Origin of the sequence: Clostridium sp. DMHC 10, from assembly GCF_001270375.1 — a bacterium.
GTDB classification, from domain to species: domain Bacteria; phylum Bacillota; class Clostridia; order Clostridiales; family Clostridiaceae; genus Clostridium_S; species Clostridium_S guangxiense.
In genome coordinates, this window is record NZ_LGVB01000015.1 from 1,089,312 (window position 1) to 1,111,976 (window position 22,665).

The window sequence follows — 22,665 nt, forward strand, 5'->3', positions numbered from 1 at the left end:
GAAAAAAAGTGACAGTAAATAGTATTATTCTATTTACTGTCCTTAATTTTTTAGAAAATTACTTTTTTGATAAAGGCTTTTCTTTTTGAGAAAACAACAAATGCCGCACCTATTAAGGTTAAAATTGTTCCTAATATAACAAGTACAAATCCATCTATAGCTGAACCTGTTTGTGGTAATGTAGCTGCTTTAGAAGCTTGAGTTGATGAATTTTTAGTAGTACTTGCTTGGTTGGCAGCTGTATTTCCATTTTGACTTCCGCTTGTATTTGTGCTAGTAGAGTTTCCAGTCTGTGATCCTTGCCCATTTGAAGGTGCTTTTGTATTTACAGCTTTAATATCATCAAAATACATTGTAGAGTTTACAGTAATATCTTTACTGCCTTGAGGTACTATAGTATTACACCATAAACCTACTTTGGTTATTTTTGAAGGATCAAATTTACCATTATTTTTTCCTACGAATTTACTAAATGGTAAAGTTAAAAGTTTAGGCTCTGTAGTAGCTGCAAATTCAGGAAGGTATACTTCAAAATCTTCTCCATTTGAAGTGATTTGAACTACTAATTTTTGACCTTTTCCATCTGGTTTAATCCATAACTGTAGAGCATCATAATTAGACCAATCAACATTTTCTTTTTTAGTGATACCAGCCCAACCTTCTGACGATGATGTTCCAGTAATATTATAGTTGAAAGCAAGACCATAACTTCCGCTATTGTGCTGTAAAGGATCCTTAGTTAGTGAAGGAGATATGCTGCAGCCTGGACCAACATTAGATGTCCAATTTGTTTGGAGTAATGCATCATTTCCATAATAGGATTCAAAGTTATCTACTTGTGCTGGATCTGTGGCTTCTTCTGGTATATTAATTAATGCATTAATTTTATCGTACTGCTTACCATCGATATTTAATTCAATAGAACCATAAGTTGGAGCTATGTTTTTTAGAATATCCAGTGTAAGCTCTCCGGTATACGTATTATTATCAGATTTTTGCGCCTGTATGGTACCTTTTAAATTTCCATCACCATCTTTTATTACAAAACTTACGTTACTGCTATCACTATTTTTAATATTGGCGGTTAAAGTTGTAGGATTAAGTATTCTTGAACCAGAAGCTGGCGAGGTAATAAAACCTGTTGTGCTAGGTTTTGCACTTGTTACAGATATTTTACTGTAATCGCCTATGCCATCAGCAAATACAGAATCTTCGTTGTTATAGAAGTTAATGAAGTTGTTAACCATCTCTTGCCCCTTGGTAGAACTTACCATATAAGGCTCATAAAAATTTTGCTCACTAAAGTTTGCCCAAGTCATGAAATAAGACATATTAGTTCCAGACACTGCATTAAGTATGTCATTAAACCAATCAGGTGTCGAGTTGCCTGAAACTTTCATTCCATTCATAGATGGAGTATCGCGTATTCCAACTTCTGTAACAGCTGAAAGCTTATTATGAGCTTTAGCTATATTGTCTACTACATTCATAGTGTTTTTAAATGAATTTAACCATGTATTATCGCCTGCTGCAGGATTGTCATCATACATATCAAAACCAAGAATATCTACATAATTGTCACCAGGATAACGGTCTAAGTAAGCATCTTCGCTTTCAAAAGGGCCACCTGGAGAATATACATACAGGAAGTTGTGAATATTTTTTACATCACGTAAATAATCTACAGTATATTTATATAAATTTTTGTAGGCTGCAGAGTCACAGTAAGCAGCACCCCACCAGAACCAGCTTCCATTGTTTTCGTGGAAAGGTCTAAATAAAACTGGAATACCTTGATCTTGAAGCTTGCTACCATAATTTGCAATTAAGTCAAGATATCCTGTATAAACTTTATTTAAATCTCCACCAGGCATAATTCTTTGAACTACATTGCCACTAGTTATATCTGGTGTATATCCAGAATAATCATAATTATCATTAACTAAACCTTTTTTTGCAACTAAATCAAAATTAGGCATATGTGCAGATAAGCTTACAATGGCACCCTCTTTTGCTGCATTTATTGAAACGTTTGCAGCAGCGGTAACTAAATCAGTTTGTCCCTGAGGAAGTGAAAGTTCTGAACCGGTAAGAGAAAGACCATCTATGCCACAAACTCCAGCAATGGAACCTGTCATATCTTTTGTATCAGAATTAGTACCACTGTTTGTTAAAAATGCTTTATGGTGAGTGTCGTTTTGATGACCATATATAACATAATTTGAAGTACCAATACCTTTTAAGTAAGCATAAAGTGAAGCAGTTTGATTTATAGCATTTCCATCTACTAAATTAACTTCTGAAGGAATGTTTAATAAACTAGGGTTAACCTTTGTTTGTTTAATAGGCTGAACTGTTTTATCTACGTATTTATTATCTTGACTGCTTTCTGCTCCATCAATTAATTTTACATTATCTATATAAACTTTTCCATTATAATTACACTTATATCCTGCAAGTTTAAAGATTATTTGATGTAAGCCTGTATTAGTGGTAATTTCATCTCCAAAAGGAATTTCTGCGGTTTTAACTAAATAACCATTACTTTGAGTAAAATCACTTGCTTTTACTTCTGGTATAGTATTACTTTGAGTCCAGGTCCAGCCAGAACCCATTTTAGTTACACCTACAACTTTAATTGAACCAGTATAAGCGCTGTTTGCTGGAAGTATTAAATCAATTTGCAATTTAGCTCCAGAATTAATAGGCTTTGAATATTCATAGTTTAAATCCATTTCAGCTTTCTCATCCCAGGTTGAGTTAGGGTCAAACTTAACATCATATCTTAATGCTGTGCTATCGTTTACATTTTTTGAAAGATCTGATGCGGTTTTTCCTGAAGGTAGATTTGAAGCATTTTCAAAATCATTATTGTAAATTATTGTTGGTGTGTTGTCTGTAGCTTTAACTACGGTGTTTACACTTGGATTAATAGTTGTAAATATAAATGTGAAAACTACAGCTAAAGAGATAAATTTTCTCTTATTCATATTATTCCCCCATTTCGTTTTATATATAGTACAGTTAAATTACAGTATATAACCATAATTTCCCTCATAAAGTAAATTATAAATAGATATTTACTTTATTGACATAACACTTTTTAGTATTTCTTAACATATTTTCATTTATTTAAACCTTTACAGAAAATTATTGTTTTTAATTTTATAAAATGTTAATACATTCACCCCAAAATGAAAATAATATACGTGAAGGGAGGAATGGATATGGAAGGAGATAGATTAAAGGATAGTTTTATGGAAATGCCAATTGAAAAACATGATACCGCAGCGTGGGCCAATATTGAAAAATTAAAGCCAATTTCTAAGGTATCTGTGCCAAGTGAATTTGATATGAAAAACGCCAAGGAATATGTAGATTCTAATGAAAAATAATGCTTATAAAAAGAAGGTGTTGTATTAGTGAATTGAATAATTCCTAATGCAGCACTTTCTTTTTATATAATTTACTGTTATTTTATTTCAGATAACTTTTTGTACAAGTTGTATCTTTCATGAGCATTAATTTCAGAATTTTTGAAGGCTTCCTCAGCTGCTTCAGGAAAAGTATTTTTGAGTGAAGAATAACGAATTTCTCCATTAATAAAATCTGTATAAGAAGCAGCAGGTTCTTTAGAATCAAGTACAAATGGGTTTTTGCCTTCTTGCTTTAACAGAGGATTATATCTATACAAATGCCAATATCCAGCTTCAACTGCCTTTTTTTCTTCAGATATGCTAGTTCCCATACCTGTTTTGATACCATGACTTATGCAAGGTGCATAGGCAATTACTAGAGATGGACCTTTGTAAGCTTCTGCTTCTGTAATAGCTTTAACAGCGTGGTTCATATTTGCTCCTAAAGATATTTGGGTTACATAGACATTTCCATAGGTCATAGCCATTAAACCTAGATCTTTCTTTCTGGTCTTTTTGCCAGCTGAAGCAAATTTTGCAACGGCACCAGTAGGAGTTGATTTTGAAGATTGACCTCCTGTATTTGAATATATTTCTGTATCCATAACAAATATATTTACATCATCACCTAAGGAAAGAACCTGATCTAATCCTCCAAAGCCTATATCATATGCCCAGCCGTCACCACCAATCAGCCAGTGAGACTTTTTAACTAAATAGTCTTTTTTCATAAATATTTCATTTAAGATATTATTTTGAGCATAATTTTCTTTTTGAAGTAATTCTAAGATTCTTGCAGAAGCCTTTTTCGATGTATCTGCATCATCAAAGCCATCTAACCATTCTTTAAAGGATTCTTTAAGCTGGGGATTAATATCAGCTGCATTTAATCCTTGAGTCATTAATTCAGCAAGTCTTTCTCTCATTTGTTTTACAGCTAAGAACATTCCATAGCCATACTCAGCGTTATCTTCAAAGAGTGAGTTTCCCCAAGAAGGACCTTTGCCGCAGTTATTTGTGGTATAAGCAATTGCAGGTGCACTACCTCCCCAAATTGATGAACAACCTGTAGCATTAGCTATCATCATTCTGTCTCCATAAAGCTGTGTTAAAAGTTTTATATAAGGAGTTTCACCGCATCCAGGGCAAGCACCATTAAATTCTAGGAGAGGTCTAGCAAATTGACTTCCCTTTACAGTGTGAAGACTCATTATTCCTTCTTTAGGAGTTAGTTTTAATGCATATTCAAAATTTTCTGATTGTTCCTCAATTTCTTCTTGAGCTGGTTTCATTATTAAAGCTTTGCCTGGAGCTGGACATATGTCAGCACAGTTTCCGCAGCCAGTACAGTCAAGAGGACTTATTTGAATACGATAGTGATATGCAGTAAATTCTTTACCAACGGGTTTTTTGGTCATAAACTTTTCTGGAGCTTTTTCTTTTTCATCATCATTTAAAAGACAAGCTCTAATTACAGAGTGGGGACAGACAAATGCACATTGATTACATTGAATACACTTATCAATTTGCCATTCAGGAACAGTAACTGCAATACCACGTTTTTCATAGGCTGTTACTCCAAGAGGAAATCTTCCATCTTCCATTCCATTAAAGGCACTAACAGGAAGCTCATCACCTTCATGTCTTGCCATTGGTCTTTCAATTCTCTTAATAAAGTCAGGAAGGTCTTTAACCTGTTTATGTTCATCCTTAGCATTTTTCCAAGCTTCTGGAACTGTAACCTTATGAGCAGCATTTACACCTGCATCTATAGCAGCCTTATTAGCATTTACTATATTTGCACCTTTTCTGCCATAAGTATATTCAACTGAATCTTTTAAGTATTGAACTGCTTTATCCACTGGAATTATATTTGCGAGTTTGAAAAATAAGGACTGCATTACCATGTTTATTCTGGAACCTAAACCTACCTGCTGAGATATTGAAATTGCATCTATTGTATAAAATTGAATGTTGTTTTCAGCTATATATTTCTTCATAGATGCAGGAAGTTTTTCTTCTAATTGTTGATCATTCCAAGGACAGTTTAATACAAAGGTTCCTCCGTTCTTTAAGCCTTTCAATACGTTTATATTATATATAAAAGACTTATTGTGACAAGCAATGTAATCTGCTTCGTAAATTAAGTAAGGTGATTTTATAAGTTTATCTCCAAATCTTAAGTGAGATACGGTGCTTCCACCTGATTTTTTACTGTCATATGAAAAATAAGCCTGACAATATAAATTTGTGTTATCACCTATTATTTTAACAGCACTTTTGTTGGCTCCAACTGTACCGTCAGAACCCAAGCCATAAAATTTACATCTCTTTGTTCCTTGAGGTGAAGTATCTATTACTGTTTCTTCTGGTAGAGATGTATTTGTAACATCATCAACTATTCCAATTGTGAATCTATTTTTAGGATTAACACTTTTAAGATTTTTAAATACTGCTAATATTTGCGATGGTGTTGTATCTTTTGAACCTAAACCGTATCTTCCACCAACTATAATAGGTTTGTTTGGATTGTTATAAAATAAATTTACTACGTCTAAGTAAAGAGGTTCACCAACAGAACCTGGTTCTTTTGTTCTATCCAATACTGCAATTTTCTTGACAGTAGTAGGAAGATATTTAAAGAAGTAATCAGGAGAAAATGGTCTGTATAAATGAACTTTAAGAACTCCAACTTTTTCTCCTTTTCCTCTTAGATAGTCTACGGTTTCTTCTACAGTATCACAAACAGATCCCATAGCTACTATAACTTCTTCTGCGTTAGGATCACCATAATAATCAAATGGATGATATATTCTTCCAGTGATTTTTTCTATTTCTCTCATATAACTTTCTACAATGTTTGGAATAGCGTCATAAAATCTATTTGAGCCTTCTCTTTGTTGAAAATAAATATCAGGATTTTGAGCAGTTCCTCTAACAGTTGGATGTTCTGGATTAAGTGATCTATTCCTAAATCTTTGTATTGCCTCGTAATCTACTAGCTTCGCAACATCTTCATAGTCAATCATTTCAATTTTTTGATATTCATGTGAGGTTCTAAATCCATCGAAAAAGTGTAAAAATGGCATATTAGCCTTAATAGCCGATAAATGGGCTACAGTTGCTAAATCCATGACTTCTTGAACACTTGAAGATGCTAAAAGTGCAAAACCTGTTTGTCTTGCCGCCATAACATCTTGATGATCACCAAAAATTGATAGAGCATGAGTTGCTAGAGCACGAGCACTTACATGAAATACTCCTGGAAGTAATTCTCCTGCCATTTTATACATATTAGGTATCATGAGAAGAAGACCTTGAGAAGCGGTATAGGTGGTTGTAAGTGCACCTGCTGCAAGAGAACCATGAACTGTTCCAGCAGCACCAGCTTCTGATTGCATTTCAACAATTTTAACTGGCTGACCAAATATATTTTTTCTACCATGAGATGACCAGTTATCTACAAGTTCGGCCATTGGAGTGGATGGTGTTATAGGATAAATAGCTGCAACATCTGTAAAAGCATATGAAGCATAGGCAGCTGCTTCATTTCCATCCATAGTTTTTAATTTTTTTGCCATAATTTGTTTCCTCCTTAAAAATTGTGTTATATATAAATTTAGCTTAAGCCTAACTTCTTTCGTTTTTCCATAATGTGAGCTTCAATGTTATTAGCTACTTCTGCAGGATCATCTCCCAAAGCTATTTTTCCACCCGTAACATCTTCTGCTTTCTTAGTTAAAAGATCAACGAGTTCAGGAGCTCCAGTCATAAATGGAGTAGGAGAAAGATGAGTATATGTTCCGTAAGCAAGAGCAAAAATTCCATCTATAGTAGCTTTTTGTTCCATCCATTCTGGCGCTGTAACAGCTATAGGAAGATCCGGTACATCAACATTTAAATGTTCAGCAAGAGCAGTAACAAGCATAGAAATCCTTCCTGTATCTGTGCAGGTTCCAAAGCTTAATACTGGTGGGATTTTAAGAGCATTACATATTTCCTTTAAACCTTCTCCTGCCATGGTATTTGCAGCTTCCAATGTGCAAAGACCAGCAACTTCAAGAGCATGATTTCCGCAGCCACCAGCTACCACTAAAATATCCTTTTTTATAAGCTCTTTTGTGAGGTTTACTGTTACCCAATCTTGAGGACCATTTCTTAAGGTTGAGCAGTTTGCAAGAGCCACGACTCCTTTGATTTTTCCTTTTGCTATTACATCTACTAATGGGTCAAGCTTATTTCCAAGTGCTCCAAGTACTGCTTCTGTTGAGAAACCAGCTAAAGCTTTTTGAATTTTTTTAGGAACTACAGCTTCTATATTTCTTTCTTTTCTCTTTTTGAAATTTTGTATTCCAAGCTCAATTAATTTATCTGCAGTAGAATCAACTTCAGATGGATTATATGGAAATTTATATTTAATTCCAGGTAAATCGATTATGGTACTTATAGAAACCAAAGTGACTTGATATTTTTCAGCATACATATCGATGGCAGGAGGTGAGCAGTTTTCTTCCATTGCAAAGACATCTACTGTTCCTGTTGCTAGCAGCGGTTCTATAGCAAGCCAATTTCCCATGTGACCTACGAAGACATCATCAACAGGAAATCTTTGAAGAAGTTCTTGACCTGTTTCTATTGAACCTACAATTCTAAGTCCTTTTGCTCCAGCTTTTTTTGCCTTTTCTTGAATTTCACTGGTTTTTGCTTTTAATAGTGTAGCAACGCCAACCCAAGGTTGATGTCCGTTAAATACTATATTTACGTATTCTGGATCCATAATTCCTAAATCCATATTTACTTCATGAGGGGTTGGAGTTCCAAAAAGTATATCTTGAACCATTTCAAGACCGATTTGAGTGTTATATATGGTGGCAATTCCAAGCCTAAGAGCTTTCATAGCTAAGGATACATGACTTCCATCTACATTTGTAAGGCAGCTTGCAACGCAGTTTTGCTCTTCATGTACAGTTCCAGCAGGATATATACTTAGCTTTTTCCAAGCCTCTTTTCTTTTTGTTGGGGCAAAAGCCTCTACCATTATGTTATCTTTTTCAATTCCAATTCTCTGCTGATCCTCAAGTAGTACCGCAAGTTCTATTGCCATGTCGTTTATTTCCTGATTGGTGTTTATACCAACTTTTTCACACATCCATTTAAGCTTATTCACATCAGTTATTTTAAATGGTGTTTTTCCCTCCGCAGTTTCTTTCAATGTTCTAAAGGCTTCATATGCATGATGACTATATGTACCAGCACCCATTATATTTTTTAAAAGAAAGTTTCTCATGGCCATAGCATCTGGACCTATTCCACAAACTCCTTTTTCCTGACCAGATTTTTCGCTTATTCTACAAGGACCATTTGAACAAAGCTGACAACTTAAACCTTGAAGACAAAATTTGCATCTTATTTTTTCTTGAAGAGCATATCTATCGAATACATTAGACATTCCGTCTTTTCTTATTCTTTTTACCATTTCTTCTACGGAATCATGATAGCTTACTCGTCCTTCTGATTTTTCCATTATAGTTTCACTCATAAAAAACATCACTCCTTAATTTTAGTTAAGCTATTATTAGTAAGTTTTCCTATTAATCATTTAATTATGTATAATGTAAAAATTTAATAAGTGAATATATTTAAGAAGAATATTGATAAAATATTTTATTTTAAATTTTAAATTAGTATAATATAGATAAATTAATATAGAATAAAGGGGACGTTGAGGCTATATGAGTGATGAGCTTTTAATGATAAAAAAAGGTCTTATGAATGGAAATAAGCGCTTTATAATGAATAAATTAAGAAGCAAGGATTCTTATGATAAACTACGTAGAGAATTATATGAAAAAGGTCAATTTCCTAAAGCCGTAGTAATTACGTGTTCCGATTCTCGCGTTGTACCAGAATTTATATTCGATGTTGAACTTGGTGAATTATTTGTAATAAGAAATGCAGGAAATATTGTAGATAAAAGTGTTATAGAAAATGTAGAATTTGCAGTGAGCCATTTAGGGGCAAGATATATATTAATTATGGCACATGAAAAGTGTGGTGCAGTAGCCGAAGCAGTAGAAAAAATTAAAGTTGGTGAAAAGCTTCATGGTTTTATAAAGCCTATGGAAAATGCAATAAATAATGTTAGATTAAAAAACAATAATATATTAATTAGTGATTTGGCGTCCAGAGTTGAAGAGGAAAATGCAGAAGAAGGAGTTAAAAAACTTTTGAGCAGTGAAATGTTAAGTAAACTCTATAGAGAAGAAAAGATAGCTATAGACAAAGCTAAATATTTTTTGAGCACTGGAGAAGTTAAGGTATTGCAAAGTAACAATGCTTCGTCGCGTTAAAAGAATCCTATAAATCTAAGTGGTGAATTTAAGCGAGTACCTGCTCAGGGCATAGAAGGATAATTGGCAAAGCCCATGCCCCGTGCATGTTTACTCGCTTAAAAAATGCTCAGACAGATTGAAATATCTAAGTATTTTATGATTTTTGAACCAAGATTTATTAGGATTCTTTTAAATCGTTCCTTCAGCATTGTTACTTCGCTTCCAAGGTAGTGAAAGGAAAAAATTCCTCCGTTTCTACGGAATTTTAGGTGTTAAAACTTGTAATTCCATTATCCTTCTTTGACTTATATTAAAGTGTTTTTATATTTATAAGAATATTGTACATATTTATATTCCTTGTATCTCTGGTTTAATAAAGTAGCTAGAGAAGCTCTGGAAGGTATTAGTGAAGATAATCAAAAAATATTAAAAACTTCGCTTGAAAAAATTATAAGCAATTTATCAGAGGTGAAATAAATATGACATGGAAGCAGGAAATATTTAGAGCCTTTTTATTAGCTTTTGATACAATGGAAATTTCTATTTAACGAAAATGGGATAAAGCTTGCAAGAAAGTGGCATCAAGAAATTCCACATAATTTGCCTGATAAGAATATGAAATTTAAAGTTATATGTATGCTTTTATCTGGAATTATGTTTTTAACTGTTTCTTTAATTTCATTTATAATGCACAAGTATTTTAATTGGATGATTTTTGAGTCATTAATTATTTTTTCAGTATATGCAATTGTAGAAACATTATACTATAGGTATTTGAATACCTTTGGTTTTGCTTCTGTTACAATTGCATTTATTATAATTTATATTTTAGTTTAAAAGTTTAATATTTCTCCATCTTCTGGAATAATTACAGATGCTTTAATATGGTTTTTATCTATATAATACTTTAAATCTTTTCTGGAGAAGCTGCAGTGATTCCAGGAATCCATGTGGACAGCAACGATTTTTATATGAGGAAAATTATTTGATATTTCGCTTATATCTTTTCCTGTCATAGTTATTGGTTCACCAAAGGAAAAATGAGCACCTCCGCAGTTGCAAACCATTATTTCGGGTTTAAACTTTTCAATTGCTTCTTTTACTTTGCTGCACCATACTGTATCACCAGCAATATAAATGGATGGCTCTTTTTTACAGGAAAGAACAAATCCAGATACTGGTGCCATCTTAATTGCAAGTTCTCCGTGACCATGCTCACCGTTGGTTTTATTCATAGTTATTTCATTCCAAGTGCAGAAATCAGAAATTGCATGTACATTTGAAAAACCTAAGGTTTCAAGCTTTAATCTATCTTCAGGTTGACAAAACATAAGAATATTTTTTGGTAGTACATTTGCAGCATTACTATCAAAGTGATCTTCGTGAGTGTGGGTTATAAGAACAGCATCACAGTTAATAATATCATCAATTTTTATGGGTAAATCAACTAGCGGATTGAAATTTTGATTTTCAACATCTGGAATTGGCGACATAGTATTTTTAGGACTTAATACGGGATCAATAAGTATTTTTTTATTGTTTAAATAAATAATTACTGTTCCATGGCGTATTAATTGAAGTTTCATATATAATCACTCCTCGATTTTCATATATATTTAGTATATAATAATCATTAATTGTTTCGTTAAAGAGTATTAGTGAAAAAAGTTTAATCATGAAAGGATTTAAATGGATATGCTTGATAAAACTGATATGGAAATTTTAGATTTACTTATAGAAAATTCACGTATGCAGTGGCAAGAAATTGGTGATAAGGTTCATTTGACAGGACAAGCAGTTAAAAATAGAATAAATAAAATGGAAAAATTGAATATTATAGAGGAATATACTTTGAAAGTAAATTTACATAAGCTTGGTAAAGGCTTAATTGCTTTATAACTGTTTTTATGAAATCATCTAATCATAGTGAATTTAAAAAATATGTGCTAAATAATCCTCTTATAATTGAAGCAAGTAGGATAAGTGGTGACGGCTGCTACATGCTTAAAGTGGCTGTTTCAGATGACAAAGAGCTTACTAAGCTTTTGGATGAAATTTTACAGTATGGTAATTATAAAGTAAATTTATCTATAGAAAATATAAAGTGATACATCTACATAATTTCTACATATTATTTTAATAGAATTAGAACAAAATAAGAATTACGGAGGTGTCTTAAATGATTTGCAGAGGTTTTGGTTTTAATGGTATATATGGAGGACCTAGTTTTTTTATGATGATTCCAATACTTACAATAATAGTGCTAATAGTATATTTTATATATAAAGTAAATAGTGATAAAAAATTAAGCTTTAATTCTTACGTAAATTCACGAAAAGCTATAGAAATATTAGATGAAAGATTTGCTAAAGGTGAAATAAGTGAAGAAGAGTATTCAAGTAAAAAGAAACAAATTCTTAAAAATTAAGAATAATAAATAGACTTAGGGAGTACAGTAAAAAATGATTTTCATGTGCGCTGTACTCTTTATTCTATTTAAATATAAATCATAAGAAATGTGAAATTAACAAATCATAGGAATTTATCCTTTGGATTCATCAATTTTATTTAATGTTCTGAAATAATGCTGTTTCGCAATATTTTTATTTCGCTAGCAGTTTTCCGAACTCTTGTGCTTTTTGCATTTCTTCATTACTTGGGGATTCATTAACTGCAAGAGCTCCAATAACGTTAAAACCATAGTCATTCATTAAAGCTTTAAATTTATTCATAAATTCTCCATTATCCCATCCATAAGAACCGAATAATACAACCGGCTTATTGTTGTTAGGAATTAATTTAAATTCTTTTAAAAAAGGAGCAAGTTCTTGCTGATCGATATTATTGCCATTTTTTGATGGACTTCCAAAAGCTACAGCATCAGCAGATAAAACATCTTCGTTGGTAGCCTCAGAAACAAGTTTTATTGAAACATCTGCCCCTGCCTTTTTTGCACCGTTAAATATTTCGTTTGCTAGAACTTCAACATTTCCACTTTGACTTTGATAAATTATACAAACTTTTTCATTTTAAAACCCTCCAATTGATAATTATGATTATAGAAAAATAATTATTATTTATTAAAGTATAGCATATTTTTTATATTTTGTATTGTATTTCAAATAAAATATTTATAAAAGATAGTTGACTAAGTCAATTAAATTTTGTATTATATTTATAATAATTTATGAAAGTGGTGAATATTGTATGGAAAGATTAGAAAGTAACATCATATTTGAGGTAAGAAAATTTAGTAGATTTTATACAAATATTTTAGGATTATTAAACCAATGTATATTAGATAGTTCTTATTCTTTAACAGAAGCGCGTGTACTTATTGAAATTTATAAAACTAGTGAGTGTACTGCTAATATGCTTATTGAAAATCTCAGTATTGATAGAGGATATATAAGTAGAATTTTAAAAAGATTTCAAGCTGATGACTTAATAATAAAAGAAAAATCTTTAGAAGATGGGCGTGTTACATTTTTAAATTTGACTTTAAAAGGAAAAGATGTTTTAAGAGAGCTTGAAGAGAAATCAAATAGCCAAGTGGAAAACATTTTAAGTCCGTTAAGCCTTAATGAAAAGAAAATGCTGATGAAGTCAATGCAGTGCATTGAAAATCTGCTGGATAAAAAAGAAAATAGTATTGTTATAAGAAATTATGATGAGAGTGATATAGATTACATAATAAAGAGACATGAGGAATTATATAAAAAGGAATATGGATTTTTTGAGGAATTTGCAAATTATGTTGAGAAATATCTACTAGAATTTAATAAAAATCATGATGAGAATAAAGAGAATATATGGATTGCAGAATATAATGGAAAGCAGGTTGGGGTAATTGCAGCGGTTAAAACTGATAATGATTATACGGCACAGCTTAGATGGTTTTTAATTGAACCAGAAATGAGAGGAAAGGGACTTGGGCGTAAACTTGTTCAAGTTGTTTTAAATTTTTGTAAAGAAAAAAATTATAAACATATTTTTTTATGGACAGCCAATATATTAAAAACTGCAAGACATATTTATGCGAGCTATGGTTTTAAGCTTACTGAGACAGTTGAAAATACGGAATGGACGAACGAAAAGGTTTTAGAAGAAAAATGGGACTTATTTCTTTAAAAATATAATATTTTTGTTGACATGGAAATTTATGAAATATATAATGATTTTGAAGTCAATGAACTTGAGGTCGATAAAATGAAAGTAACACAGAGGCAAATTCAAAAGGAACAGACAAAGGAAAAAATACTTAAGGCAGCTTATTATGAATTTGGGAAAAAAGGAATTATGGCCACTAGAACATCGGATGTAGCTAAGGCAGCAGGGGTTTCACATGGTACTGTTTTCGCTCATTTTAAAACTCAAGAAGAGCTTATAACTGCGGTAATTGAAAACTTTGATGAGAGAATGGTTAAGCGTATACATGAGCTTGCTGAAAATTGTTCGGGTATTAGGGAGGTACTTAGTGCACATCTTCAAGGAATTGAGGAATTTGAGGATTTTTATACAAGGCTTGTTATGGAAATTAGATTGCTTCCAGAAACTTCAAGAACTACGTTTATATCTCTTCAATCTGGCATATCATTTCACTTGAATAAGGTTTTAAATGAGGAGATGAATAAAGGAGAAATTGTTAAGCTTCCAATTTATTTTTTATTTAATACCTGGAACGGACTTATAAATTATTATTTAGTAAATAGTGATTTATTTGCACCGGACGAATCTGTAATAGCTAGATATGGAGATGAATTACTTAATGATTTTATGAAGCTTATTGAATGCAAAAAAATTTAAAATAATGGCTACGTTTTAAATAAGTGTAAAAGTCAACATTTGTTTAAAACAAAGCAAAATAATTATTGTATTATAAGGGGGAATAATTAAATGGTGCAATGGAGCGAAGAATACGTTATAGGAATAGAAAAAATAGATGAACAACATAAGAGGTTATTTGAAATTGCAAATGAAGCCTATAAGCTTCTAAAGGATCAATTTTTAATAGACAAGTATGATAGAATTGTTGCAATAATTAAGGAATTAAAGGATTATACTAAGTATCATTTTCAATATGAAGAAGAGTACATGAAAAGTATAGGATACAGAAAATATTTATCTCAAAAAGTAGCCCATGATGATTTTATTGAAAAAATTAATAAATTTGATTTGAAAAAGATAGATAATAGTCAGGATGAAGCTATATTAAATTTATTAGAATTTGTAGTCAGCTGGATTGGCCTGCATATACAAAAAGAAGATACTCAAATAGCTAAGGCGTAGTAACAAATAATCAATGGAGAAACTAAAATGAAACTTGATGATGGTTTTTATTTTAGTTTTTTTTTATTTAATATTGACATATTAGTCTATAAAGAATAAAATGATTTTATAGTCAATGAGCTATAAGTCAATGAAATATAATTTAATTAAATGGTAAGAGGAGATTTAAAATTATGAAAATTTGTATTGCATGTGGAATGCCTATGAACAAAAAGAAGATTATGCTATGGGGGATGAATCTAAAAATTATTGTAAGTATTGCATGAGAGCAGATGGAACTATGCAGTCTTACGAGGAAAAACTCAAAGGTATGACTGAGTTTATTGTAAAGACTCAAGGAATTGATAGGAAGGTAGCAAATAAAACTGCAAAGGAAATGATGGCTAAGCTTCCAGCTTGGGAGGGATTGAAATGAGAAGTTATGATGATTTTTTTTAGAGTTAACAATTTAGAGGATGTTAAAGACGATGGTATGTCGCTGGAATTTGAAGATCCATTTGGAAATAGACTTGGTATTACAGATTATATAAATTAATCACACAAGCTAAAGTGTAAAATATAATGGTTATTGATATTATAGTTTTATTAAGGAGTAATTATGTATTATCCTTATAGTATGAGTAACTTTCACAGAATAAAAAGAGCCTATGATACATTGCTTACCGATAGTGGTGTTAATATTATGAAGATAGGGGAAAATGCGTGGATAATTTTAGATGATAATCCGTCCACGGGCTATTCTTGGAGGGTGATTACAGATAATTCGGGAATATATAAAGTTATAAAAAGTTTTTATTTGCCAACCAATACAGGAAATGTCGGGTCGCCAGGCAAGTCTATATGGATTATAAGAGCGGTAGATACGGGAAGAGGTTCAATAATATTTAAGTATGGTAGAGCATATTCTACAGATCCTAATGATAAAGAAATAATATACGAAATTAATGTAATATAAAAAGAATGCCAAGTAACAATACTTCCTCATATTAAAAAATTCCTTCAGCATTGTTACTTGGCTTTCACGGTAGTACAAGGAAAAAATTTCTTCGTGCCTACGGAATTTTAGGTGTGAATATTTATAATACATTATCTAAGCAAGGTATTATTGGCTTTCATTGATTGACCATGATTACAATGTATTTTTCGTAGGATATTGGAGAAAAATTTAACTTGTATTCTTGATTTGGCGAAGTAACAGCATTAAATAAATAGTAATTGGCATTTGACAATAACTTAATTTAAATATATAATAATGGCAAATGCAATTATATTTAAGGAGGAAATTCAAATGCCAAGACCAATTAAATATAGAAAAGTTGAAAGCTTGCCTAAATATACATATTTTTTGCCAGCGGGAATAAAAAAATGTGAGCTTCAAGAAATATTGATAAAAATTGAAGAGCTTGAGGCTATGCGACTTAAGGATATAGAGGAGCTAAATCAGGAAGAATGTGCAGAAAGAATGCATGTTTCAAGGCAGACTTTTCAAAATATAATAGACAGTGCAAGAAAAAAAAGTTGCTTTGGCATTAACTCAAGGAAAGGCAATAAATATAAGTGGTGGAAATTATACAAGAAATTTATGTAAGTTTAGATGCACAGCTTGCGGCAAGGATTATGAAATAAAGTATGAGGAAGATAAAAATATATGTCCATCATGCGGTTCAAAAGAAGTTATGTGTAGTAAAAAGAGTGACTTCTGTCATAAGGTATGCCATAAGGGGTGCAAAAATAATGAATGTATTGGAGGAAATTTAAATGAAGATAGCAATACCTAATAATGGAAGTGCGCTGAATCAGCATTTTGGTAAGAGTAAAGGTTTTATGATTGGAACAATAGAAAATGATAAAATCGAAAAGCTTGAGGAAGTGTCAACAGTAGAGCTTGCACATCAACATGAAGGTTTAGCAGATTTGCTCGCTAAACATAACGTAGATGTAGTTATAACTGGAGGCATAGGATCAGGTGCGTTAGAGGCTTTGAGAAGTAAAGGCTTTAAGATTATAAAAGGTGCACAGGGTGAATGTAAAGATATTATGGAAAGTTATATCAATGGTGGTTTAGAAGATAAAGATGTAATGTGCAATCATCATTGTGATCACTAAATATTTTTTATATGTAAAGTTTGATTCTGGTATATAAATTTATATATCAGAAATTTTTTATAAAAATAATGGTATAATAATGGTATAAATTACTATGGAGATTATTGGCTATATTTTAAAGAAGACTTGGAAAGGGGAGAAGCTTAATTGAAAACTGAAATATATAAATTGGGAATTGTTGAAGATAAAGAATTAAAGTTTGCAGTTATAGTTTCAAAATTTAATAACAAATTTGTATATGTAAGGCATAAAAAAAGAGAAACATGGGAAATTCCAGGTGGTCATAGAGAACTAAGCGAGGATATCGGTAAAACAGCAGAAAGAGAATTGAAAGAAGAAACTGGAGCGGTTAAATTTAAAATAGAGCCTGTGTGTGATTATTCTGTAAAAAAAGAAGGACAACCTCAAGATTATGGTAGAGTGTATTATGCAAATATTGAAGAATTAGGAGAATTGCCTGACTTTGAAATTGGAGAAATTAAATTATTTGACTATTTGCCAGAAAAACTTACATATCCAGAAATCCAGCCAATTTTATTTAAATGGGTCATGAAATTCACAGTAGTAACAAAGTAGCTGTAATAATTTTTTGTCTAGATAAAATCATTATAGTTGTTGAAGTTAATAAAGTTGCTGATACCTGGCAAGAAGGAGTAAAAAGGGTTAAAGGCATAGAATATCCATTAAATGCAGAAAAAGTTGGTTTTAACCCTCCTTGTGTTATGTTAAAAAAGTGTGTTGATTGCTCATCAATTGAAAGAGTATGTAATAGTCTCTCGATAATAGAGGATAATCATTAGAAGATAGTTTATTATATTATTTCAATTGCATTTTGGACATGTACATGAATTTTTCATATTACACCTCGAACTGTTTTTTATGAAAATTATACCATATACTTAGCTAATAATTAAAGTAGCTAGTATTAAAAAAATAAAATATATCGATTGGAGAAACAATAGTGAATGAATGGTTTACAATTGAGAAAATAGACAACGAAACCTATGCTATAAGTGAATATGGACACTGGGAAAAGGTTCATTCTTATTTATTAATAGGTAAAAATAATGCACTTTTAATTGATACAGGTCTTGGGATTGGCAACATAAAGAAAGAGGTTGAGAAATTAACTAGCTTGCCTATAATAGTAGTTACTACTCATGTGCATTGGGATCATATAGGTGGGCATGCATTATTTGATACTATTTATGTTTACAAGGATGAAGTTAATTGGCTAAAAAATGGCATCGATATTCCACTTCATGTTGTTAAAAATAATATTATGAGAGAACCTTTTACTAAAAAGCCGCCGATAGAATTTAATATAGATAATTATAAAATTTATAGTGGAAAACCGGACAAGATATTAAAGTACAATGATATTATTGATATCGATGAAAGAAAGGTAAAAATAATTCATACTCCAGGACATTCTCCAGGGCATATTTGCTTTTTTGAGGAGGATAGGGGTTATCTGTATACAGGAGATTTAATCTATAAAGGAACTTTATATGCCTTTTATCCAACTACAGATCCTGTACTTTTTAAAAAATCAATTGATAAAATTAGCGAACTTAAGGGAATAGCAAAGATATTACCGGCACATAATGATATAAATATACAGGTTGATTTAATATGTAAAATTAAAAAAGCATTTAAACATATTGAAAATAAAAATATGCTTAAACATGGCACTGGAATATTTAGTTTTGGCGAGTTTAATATATATTTATAGGAGAATAACAAATGAAGTATAAATTAGTATGTATTGATATGGATGGAACTCTTTTAAACAGTAAAAAAACTGTAAGCGAGGCTAATAAAAATGCCATTAAAAAGGCACACCAATTAGGAATTAATATAGTAATAACTACTGGTAGAATATATGAAAATGCTGCTTTTTATTCGAAGCTTATTGGTGTAAAATCATCTCCTGTTATTGCATCAAATGGAGCTATTATAAAGGAAAATGATAAGGACAGCGTGATTTATAAAAGAAGTCTTAGTATCGAAAATATAAGGACAATAATCAATATATGTAATAAGCATAAGGTTAAAACTAATTTTAATACGCCTAATAGCTTTATTTGTAGAAGTAAATTTGTCTACATGCTTGTAAATAAATTGTTTTTAAAATCTATGAGTATAGCTAATGAGGGTAAAATTAATATGGAATATATGAAAAATAATGATGAACTTATAAAAAAACTTGAGCAGAACTACAAGGATATTATTAAATGCGAGATTATACATATAAATACCAAAAGAATCAGTGCTTTAAAGGAGGAATTGCAGGAACTAAATGATATTGAAGTTGTAAGCTCGTCTAAACATAACATTGAAATTACAGCAAAGCTTGTTTCAAAAGGGAAGGCAGTTGAAGCTTTGACCAATTATTATAATATAAAAAGAGAAGAGATTATTACCATTGGAGATAGTGAAAATGATTTGTCTATGATAGAATATGGCGGGCTTGGAGTTGCAATGGCAAATGCTTCAGAGGAGATAAAAAGAAGAGCTGATTATATTACAGATACCAATGATAATGATGGTGTGGCAAAGGTTATAAATAAATTTATATTAAATGAAAATGTTAAATAGTATTTATGGATTTTATTATTGGAAGTAATTCTATTTTGCTTTAGAAGGATAATAAGCTTATGTGAAGAGCCAAGCGTATAAAAGTATGTTACTTCATAATTTTTTTATAATCTTTTCCCCATTCACACATAGAGCTTAGTATGGGATTTAAACTTTCTCCAACCTGGGTTAATCCATATTCAACCCTTGGTGGAACTTCAGCATAAATCTTTCTGTATATTATTCCGGATTTTTCTAGCTCTCTAAGCTGCATTGTTAAAGTTTTTTGTGTTATATTTGGAAGTAATCGCTGAAGTTCATTAAATCTAACAATATTTTGAGATAAGTGCCATAAAATTGATAATTTCCATTTTCCACTTAATATATTAATAGTTATATCCATTGGACAACTATCGATTAAATTTTTTGATTTTGCCATTTTTACCCTCCAATATTTTTTATGTTGAAATTATTATTCTACCGTAATAGTATCATTTTTGATATTACATTTCAAATTTGTGCGTACTTATATTTAAAATTTATGGATGGTATACTTCTACATGAAATAAGTTGTAGGAGTGATATAAATGATAATTGATAGTCATGCACATGTTGTGCTACCAGTGGAAAAACATATAGAGCTTATGGATGAGGCAGGAATTGATAAAACAATACTATTTTCTACTTCTATGCATCCTGAATTGGCACAAAATTTAGAAGAGTATGAAAAAGAATTAAATAAGCTATATGATATTATTTTGGGTAAAAAAATTCTATGTCTACTAAAATAAACTCAATTAAAGGGCAATATGAGATTATTAAAAAATATCCATCAAGATTTTATGGCTTTGGAAATGTACCAGCAGGTTTTGATTATGAAAAAACAGCTTCATGGTAGAAGAATATGTAGTGAATAATAATTTTAAGGGTATTGGTGAAGTTACTATAGGCAATGGTAGAGTTGAAGATTTAAATAATATTTTTAAAGCAGCACATGAGTTCTCAAATCTACCAATTTGGATTCATGCGTTTTGGCCTTTGGATTTAAATGATTTAAAGGGTATATTTAATTTAGCAAAGCAGTATAGTGAAGTTCCAGTAGTGATAGGACATTTAGGTGGCTTAAATTGGCTTGATACTATTAAAATGACGAAGGAAGTCAAGAATGTCTACATAGACTTATCGGCATTTTATGCTGTAATTCAATTAAGCATGGTAATAAAAGAATTGCCTGATAGATGTCTATTTAGTACCGATCTTCCATTTGGAGATTTAGCTATAGAGAAATTTGCTATAGAACGTGTTTGCACTGATGAAACAGTTATAAAGCAAGTCATGGGAGAAAATGCAGCAAGACTTGTGAAGTTAGGCATATAAGTATAGTTAGGTAACATAAAACTTGAAAATGGTAAGTTTTATATTCATACACACAAACTGGAATTTAACTCAGAATACAGTGAAGGATGTTTTTTCTCCGCCACTGTATTCTGTATTATTCGATAAATCATTTGCAAAGCAAGTATATTAGAAATGCAGCACCGCCAGCTTCTTTGTTTTTAGCTATTATGTTTCCATTATGTCTTTCAATAATGCTTTTAGTTATTGCAAGACCAAGACCGTGGTTTCCGTTTTTGCCCTTGTAAAATCTATCAAATAAGTGCTCAATACTAGCCTCTTCAAAGCCAGAACCATCATCACTAATTTCTATTATGACTTTATTTTCAGCTTTACTTAAAACTACATCGATATTTTTTATGCAATACCTTAAGCAATTGCCTAAGATATTTATAATTGCCCGAGTAAGCTTTTCACTATCACCAGAGATAATAATATCAGTATCACTTTTAGTTGAAAATTTTATTGATTTTCCTTCTTTTACTGCTATGCCGTTTACTTTATCTATACTATTTTTATTGTATTTGCTATATTGACATTTTCAGTTTTAAAAGCTTCTTGTGTAGAATCAATTTTTGACAAAAACAATAAAATCTTCTACTAGTTCTGAAAGTCTTTTACTTTCTTCAATAATTATATCAACGGCACCTTCCTCTTTTGCAACGCCATACTTTATTGCTTCAGCATAGCCCTGTATTGACATTAGAGGGGTTCTAAGCTCATGAGATGCATTTTGAAGGAAGGTTTTAATTGTTGAATCATAGGCAGATAGTTTATTAGCCATGGAGTGCATGGTGCCTGCTAATTCACCTATTTCATCGCTATTATATTCTTCTATTGCAGTGTCGTATTTTCTTTCACCTAACTTTTTTGCATATTTGATTAATTTATAGATTGGATCAGAAATTCTAGCAGCTACGTTATTGGAAATTATTATTCCAAAACCAGCGGAAATTAGTAGAATCAAAAGTAGCATTAATACGACTATGTTAGTTAAACTACGGCTCTTTGATAAATCAGAATATATTATTAAATATGTATTTTGACCATTGTGTAAGCTTATATGAGAAATTGTCACCTCATATCTGTTTTTACCTATTGTTATTAGAAACACAGCAGTGTTGTTTGAAGTTTGTCTATAAAGTTTTTTTCTGTTTATTGCTGGCAATAATTTATTTTCGATAAAATTATTTTGATTTTTATTTGGTTTAATAGAAAGCAAGTTCTCATTTTTATCTACAAGTGCATAATTTATAGTAGCATAAGTTTGAACGTTTTTTAGGGCATTTTCAGTTTTTAAAGCATTTTTCGTAATTTCGTTATCGTCTATATTTTTTGTATTATTTCTATTTAAATTTTCAGTTATTGTTTGAGTTAATATTTTTTTTGCTGAAATAAGCTGACGCCTAGTTTGAGATCTTATAAATAATCTAAAGCATATAATAAATACAATTAAGGTTAAAATAATACATATATTGATTACAAGCATGTGTGAAAGAAAGATTCTTTTTTTTATACTATTTTTAGAATTTTTCATAAACTTAATC

At 31.0% G+C, this 22,665-nt stretch carries 25 protein-coding genes and 2 pseudogenes; 20 read left to right on the forward strand and 7 right to left on the reverse strand.

The genetic code is table 11. The annotated features are described in order from the left end of the window. Window positions 1–50: 50 nt before the first annotated feature. The gene (locus AGR56_RS07120; protein ID WP_053241685.1) at window positions 51–2,990 is read right to left on the reverse strand and encodes a CIA30 family protein; all 2,940 of its coding nucleotides are present in this window, start codon (window positions 2,988–2,990) and stop codon (window positions 51–53) included. Window positions 2,991–3,227: 237 nt separating this feature from the next. Between AGR56_RS07120 and AGR56_RS19430 the strand changes: the two genes are divergently transcribed. Beyond that, complete coding sequence (locus tag AGR56_RS19430) at window positions 3,228–3,395, forward strand: DUF3787 domain-containing protein (protein ID WP_084756906.1); 168 nt, start codon at window positions 3,228–3,230, stop codon at window positions 3,393–3,395. A gap of 77 nt (window positions 3,396–3,472) precedes the next feature. On the opposite strand, the gene nifJ is transcribed toward AGR56_RS19430, so the two are convergent. Next, window positions 3,473–6,997, reverse strand: coding sequence for a pyruvate:ferredoxin (flavodoxin) oxidoreductase (gene nifJ / locus AGR56_RS07125; RefSeq protein ID WP_053241686.1), 3,525 nt, complete (start codon window positions 6,995–6,997; stop codon window positions 3,473–3,475). A gap of 38 nt (window positions 6,998–7,035) precedes the next feature. Next, window positions 7,036–8,955, reverse strand: a complete 1,920-nt coding sequence (cooS, locus tag AGR56_RS07130) for an anaerobic carbon-monoxide dehydrogenase catalytic subunit (RefSeq protein ID WP_053241687.1) — start codon at window positions 8,953–8,955, stop codon at window positions 7,036–7,038. 193 nt (window positions 8,956–9,148) lie between these two features. On the opposite strand from cooS, the gene AGR56_RS07135 reads away from it, so the two are divergent. Continuing rightward, window positions 9,149–9,766: a carbonic anhydrase gene (locus AGR56_RS07135; protein ID WP_053241688.1), complete on the forward strand. Its 618-nt coding sequence runs from the start codon at window positions 9,149–9,151 to the stop codon at window positions 9,764–9,766. Between the two features lie 504 nt (window positions 9,767–10,270). Continuing rightward, a complete protein-coding gene (locus tag AGR56_RS07140) occupies window positions 10,271–10,585 on the forward strand; it encodes a hypothetical protein (RefSeq protein ID WP_053241689.1) in 315 nt (104 codons plus the stop codon). Here AGR56_RS07140 and AGR56_RS07145 read toward each other — a convergent pair. Beyond that, a complete protein-coding gene (locus AGR56_RS07145; protein WP_053241690.1) occupies window positions 10,582–11,334 on the reverse strand; it encodes an MBL fold metallo-hydrolase in 753 nt (250 codons plus the stop codon). The two genes, AGR56_RS07140 and AGR56_RS07145, sit on opposite strands and share 4 nt — an antisense overlap. Window positions 11,335–11,437: 103 nt before the next feature. Here AGR56_RS07145 and AGR56_RS21570 point away from each other — a divergent pair, with 103 nt between their 5' ends. The 3 genes from AGR56_RS21570 (at window position 11,438) to AGR56_RS07155 (ending at window position 12,176) form a co-directional block, all read left to right on the forward strand. Beyond that, window positions 11,438–11,647: an AsnC family transcriptional regulator gene (locus AGR56_RS21570; protein WP_242851358.1), complete on the forward strand. Its 210-nt coding sequence runs from the start codon at window positions 11,438–11,440 to the stop codon at window positions 11,645–11,647. Between the two features lie 8 nt (window positions 11,648–11,655). Next, window positions 11,656–11,856 (forward strand): Lrp/AsnC ligand binding domain-containing protein, encoded by a 201-nt coding sequence (locus AGR56_RS21575; RefSeq protein WP_242851359.1) that lies wholly within the window; start codon window positions 11,656–11,658, stop codon window positions 11,854–11,856. A gap of 71 nt (window positions 11,857–11,927) precedes the next feature. Then, window positions 11,928–12,176, forward strand: a complete 249-nt coding sequence (locus AGR56_RS07155) for an SHOCT domain-containing protein (RefSeq protein WP_053241691.1) — start codon at window positions 11,928–11,930, stop codon at window positions 12,174–12,176. A 175-nt stretch (window positions 12,177–12,351) separates the two neighbouring features. Here AGR56_RS07155 and AGR56_RS07160 read toward each other — a convergent pair whose 3' ends face one another. Continuing rightward, on the reverse strand, window positions 12,352–12,762 hold the full coding sequence (locus tag AGR56_RS07160) for a flavodoxin (RefSeq protein WP_053241692.1): 411 nt from the start codon (window positions 12,760–12,762) through the stop codon (window positions 12,352–12,354). A gap of 193 nt (window positions 12,763–12,955) precedes the next feature. Here AGR56_RS07160 and AGR56_RS07165 point away from each other — a divergent pair, with 193 nt between their 5' ends. The 11 genes and pseudogenes from AGR56_RS07165 (at window position 12,956) to AGR56_RS07210 (ending at window position 19,744) form a co-directional block, all read left to right on the forward strand. Further along, a complete protein-coding gene (locus tag AGR56_RS07165) occupies window positions 12,956–13,879 on the forward strand; it encodes a bifunctional helix-turn-helix transcriptional regulator/GNAT family N-acetyltransferase (RefSeq protein WP_053241693.1) in 924 nt (307 codons plus the stop codon). A gap of 78 nt (window positions 13,880–13,957) precedes the next feature. Further along, window positions 13,958–14,554, forward strand: a complete 597-nt coding sequence (locus AGR56_RS07170; protein WP_053243290.1) for a TetR/AcrR family transcriptional regulator — start codon at window positions 13,958–13,960, stop codon at window positions 14,552–14,554. 90 nt (window positions 14,555–14,644) lie between these two features. Next, window positions 14,645–15,037: a hemerythrin family protein gene (locus tag AGR56_RS07175; RefSeq protein WP_053241694.1), complete on the forward strand. Its 393-nt coding sequence runs from the start codon at window positions 14,645–14,647 to the stop codon at window positions 15,035–15,037. Window positions 15,038–15,210: 173 nt separating this feature from the next. Continuing rightward, window positions 15,211–15,452 (forward strand): annotated as a pseudogene (locus AGR56_RS07180) (zinc ribbon domain-containing protein). A gap of 201 nt (window positions 15,453–15,653) precedes the next feature. Next, on the forward strand, window positions 15,654–15,992 hold the full coding sequence (locus AGR56_RS07185) for a protease inhibitor I42 family protein (protein ID WP_198149970.1): 339 nt from the start codon (window positions 15,654–15,656) through the stop codon (window positions 15,990–15,992). 333 nt (window positions 15,993–16,325) lie between these two features. Beyond that, window positions 16,326–16,815: pseudogene (locus tag AGR56_RS07190) on the forward strand (DUF134 domain-containing protein). Continuing rightward, the gene (locus tag AGR56_RS07195; protein WP_053241696.1) at window positions 16,796–17,143 is read left to right on the forward strand and encodes a NifB/NifX family molybdenum-iron cluster-binding protein; all 348 of its coding nucleotides are present in this window, start codon (window positions 16,796–16,798) and stop codon (window positions 17,141–17,143) included. Before AGR56_RS07190 ends, AGR56_RS07195 begins: the two are co-directional and overlap by 20 nt. Before the next feature lie 147 nt (window positions 17,144–17,290). After that, on the forward strand, window positions 17,291–17,719 hold the full coding sequence (locus AGR56_RS07200; protein ID WP_053241697.1) for an NUDIX domain-containing protein: 429 nt from the start codon (window positions 17,291–17,293) through the stop codon (window positions 17,717–17,719). After that, window positions 17,686–17,943, forward strand: a complete 258-nt coding sequence (locus AGR56_RS19435) for an LUD domain-containing protein (protein WP_084757138.1) — start codon at window positions 17,686–17,688, stop codon at window positions 17,941–17,943. The genes AGR56_RS07200 and AGR56_RS19435 overlap by 34 nt, the downstream gene beginning before the upstream one ends. Window positions 17,944–18,104: 161 nt before the next feature. Beyond that, entirely contained in the window at window positions 18,105–18,878 is a 774-nt protein-coding gene (locus AGR56_RS07205; protein ID WP_053241698.1) for an MBL fold metallo-hydrolase, read from the forward strand. Window positions 18,879–18,889: 11 nt separating this feature from the next. Beyond that, a complete protein-coding gene (locus AGR56_RS07210) occupies window positions 18,890–19,744 on the forward strand; it encodes a Cof-type HAD-IIB family hydrolase (RefSeq protein WP_053241699.1) in 855 nt (284 codons plus the stop codon). A gap of 88 nt (window positions 19,745–19,832) precedes the next feature. On the opposite strand, the gene AGR56_RS07215 is transcribed toward AGR56_RS07210, so the two are convergent. Beyond that, window positions 19,833–20,162, reverse strand: a complete 330-nt coding sequence (locus tag AGR56_RS07215; RefSeq protein WP_053241700.1) for a helix-turn-helix domain-containing protein — start codon at window positions 20,160–20,162, stop codon at window positions 19,833–19,835. A gap of 148 nt (window positions 20,163–20,310) precedes the next feature. Between AGR56_RS07215 and AGR56_RS21580 the strand changes: the two genes are divergently transcribed. The 3 genes from AGR56_RS21580 to AGR56_RS21585 are packed head-to-tail and all read left to right on the forward strand — an operon-like array spanning window position 20,311 to window position 21,100. Then, window positions 20,311–20,514, forward strand: coding sequence for a hypothetical protein (locus AGR56_RS21580; RefSeq protein ID WP_242851360.1), 204 nt, complete (start codon window positions 20,311–20,313; stop codon window positions 20,512–20,514). Then, window positions 20,499–20,621 (forward strand): hypothetical protein, encoded by a 123-nt coding sequence (locus tag AGR56_RS22670; protein ID WP_278279588.1) that lies wholly within the window; start codon window positions 20,499–20,501, stop codon window positions 20,619–20,621. Before AGR56_RS21580 ends, AGR56_RS22670 begins: the two co-directional genes overlap by 16 nt. Beyond that, complete coding sequence (locus AGR56_RS21585) at window positions 20,615–21,100, forward strand: amidohydrolase family protein (RefSeq protein ID WP_242851361.1); 486 nt, start codon at window positions 20,615–20,617, stop codon at window positions 21,098–21,100. Before AGR56_RS22670 ends, AGR56_RS21585 begins: the two co-directional genes overlap by 7 nt. Window positions 21,101–21,686: 586 nt before the next feature. On the opposite strand, the gene AGR56_RS07225 is transcribed toward AGR56_RS21585, so the two are convergent. Continuing rightward, a complete protein-coding gene (locus tag AGR56_RS07225; RefSeq protein WP_198149972.1) occupies window positions 21,687–22,655 on the reverse strand; it encodes a histidine kinase dimerization/phospho-acceptor domain-containing protein in 969 nt (322 codons plus the stop codon). Between the last annotated feature and the right edge of the window lie 10 nt (window positions 22,656–22,665).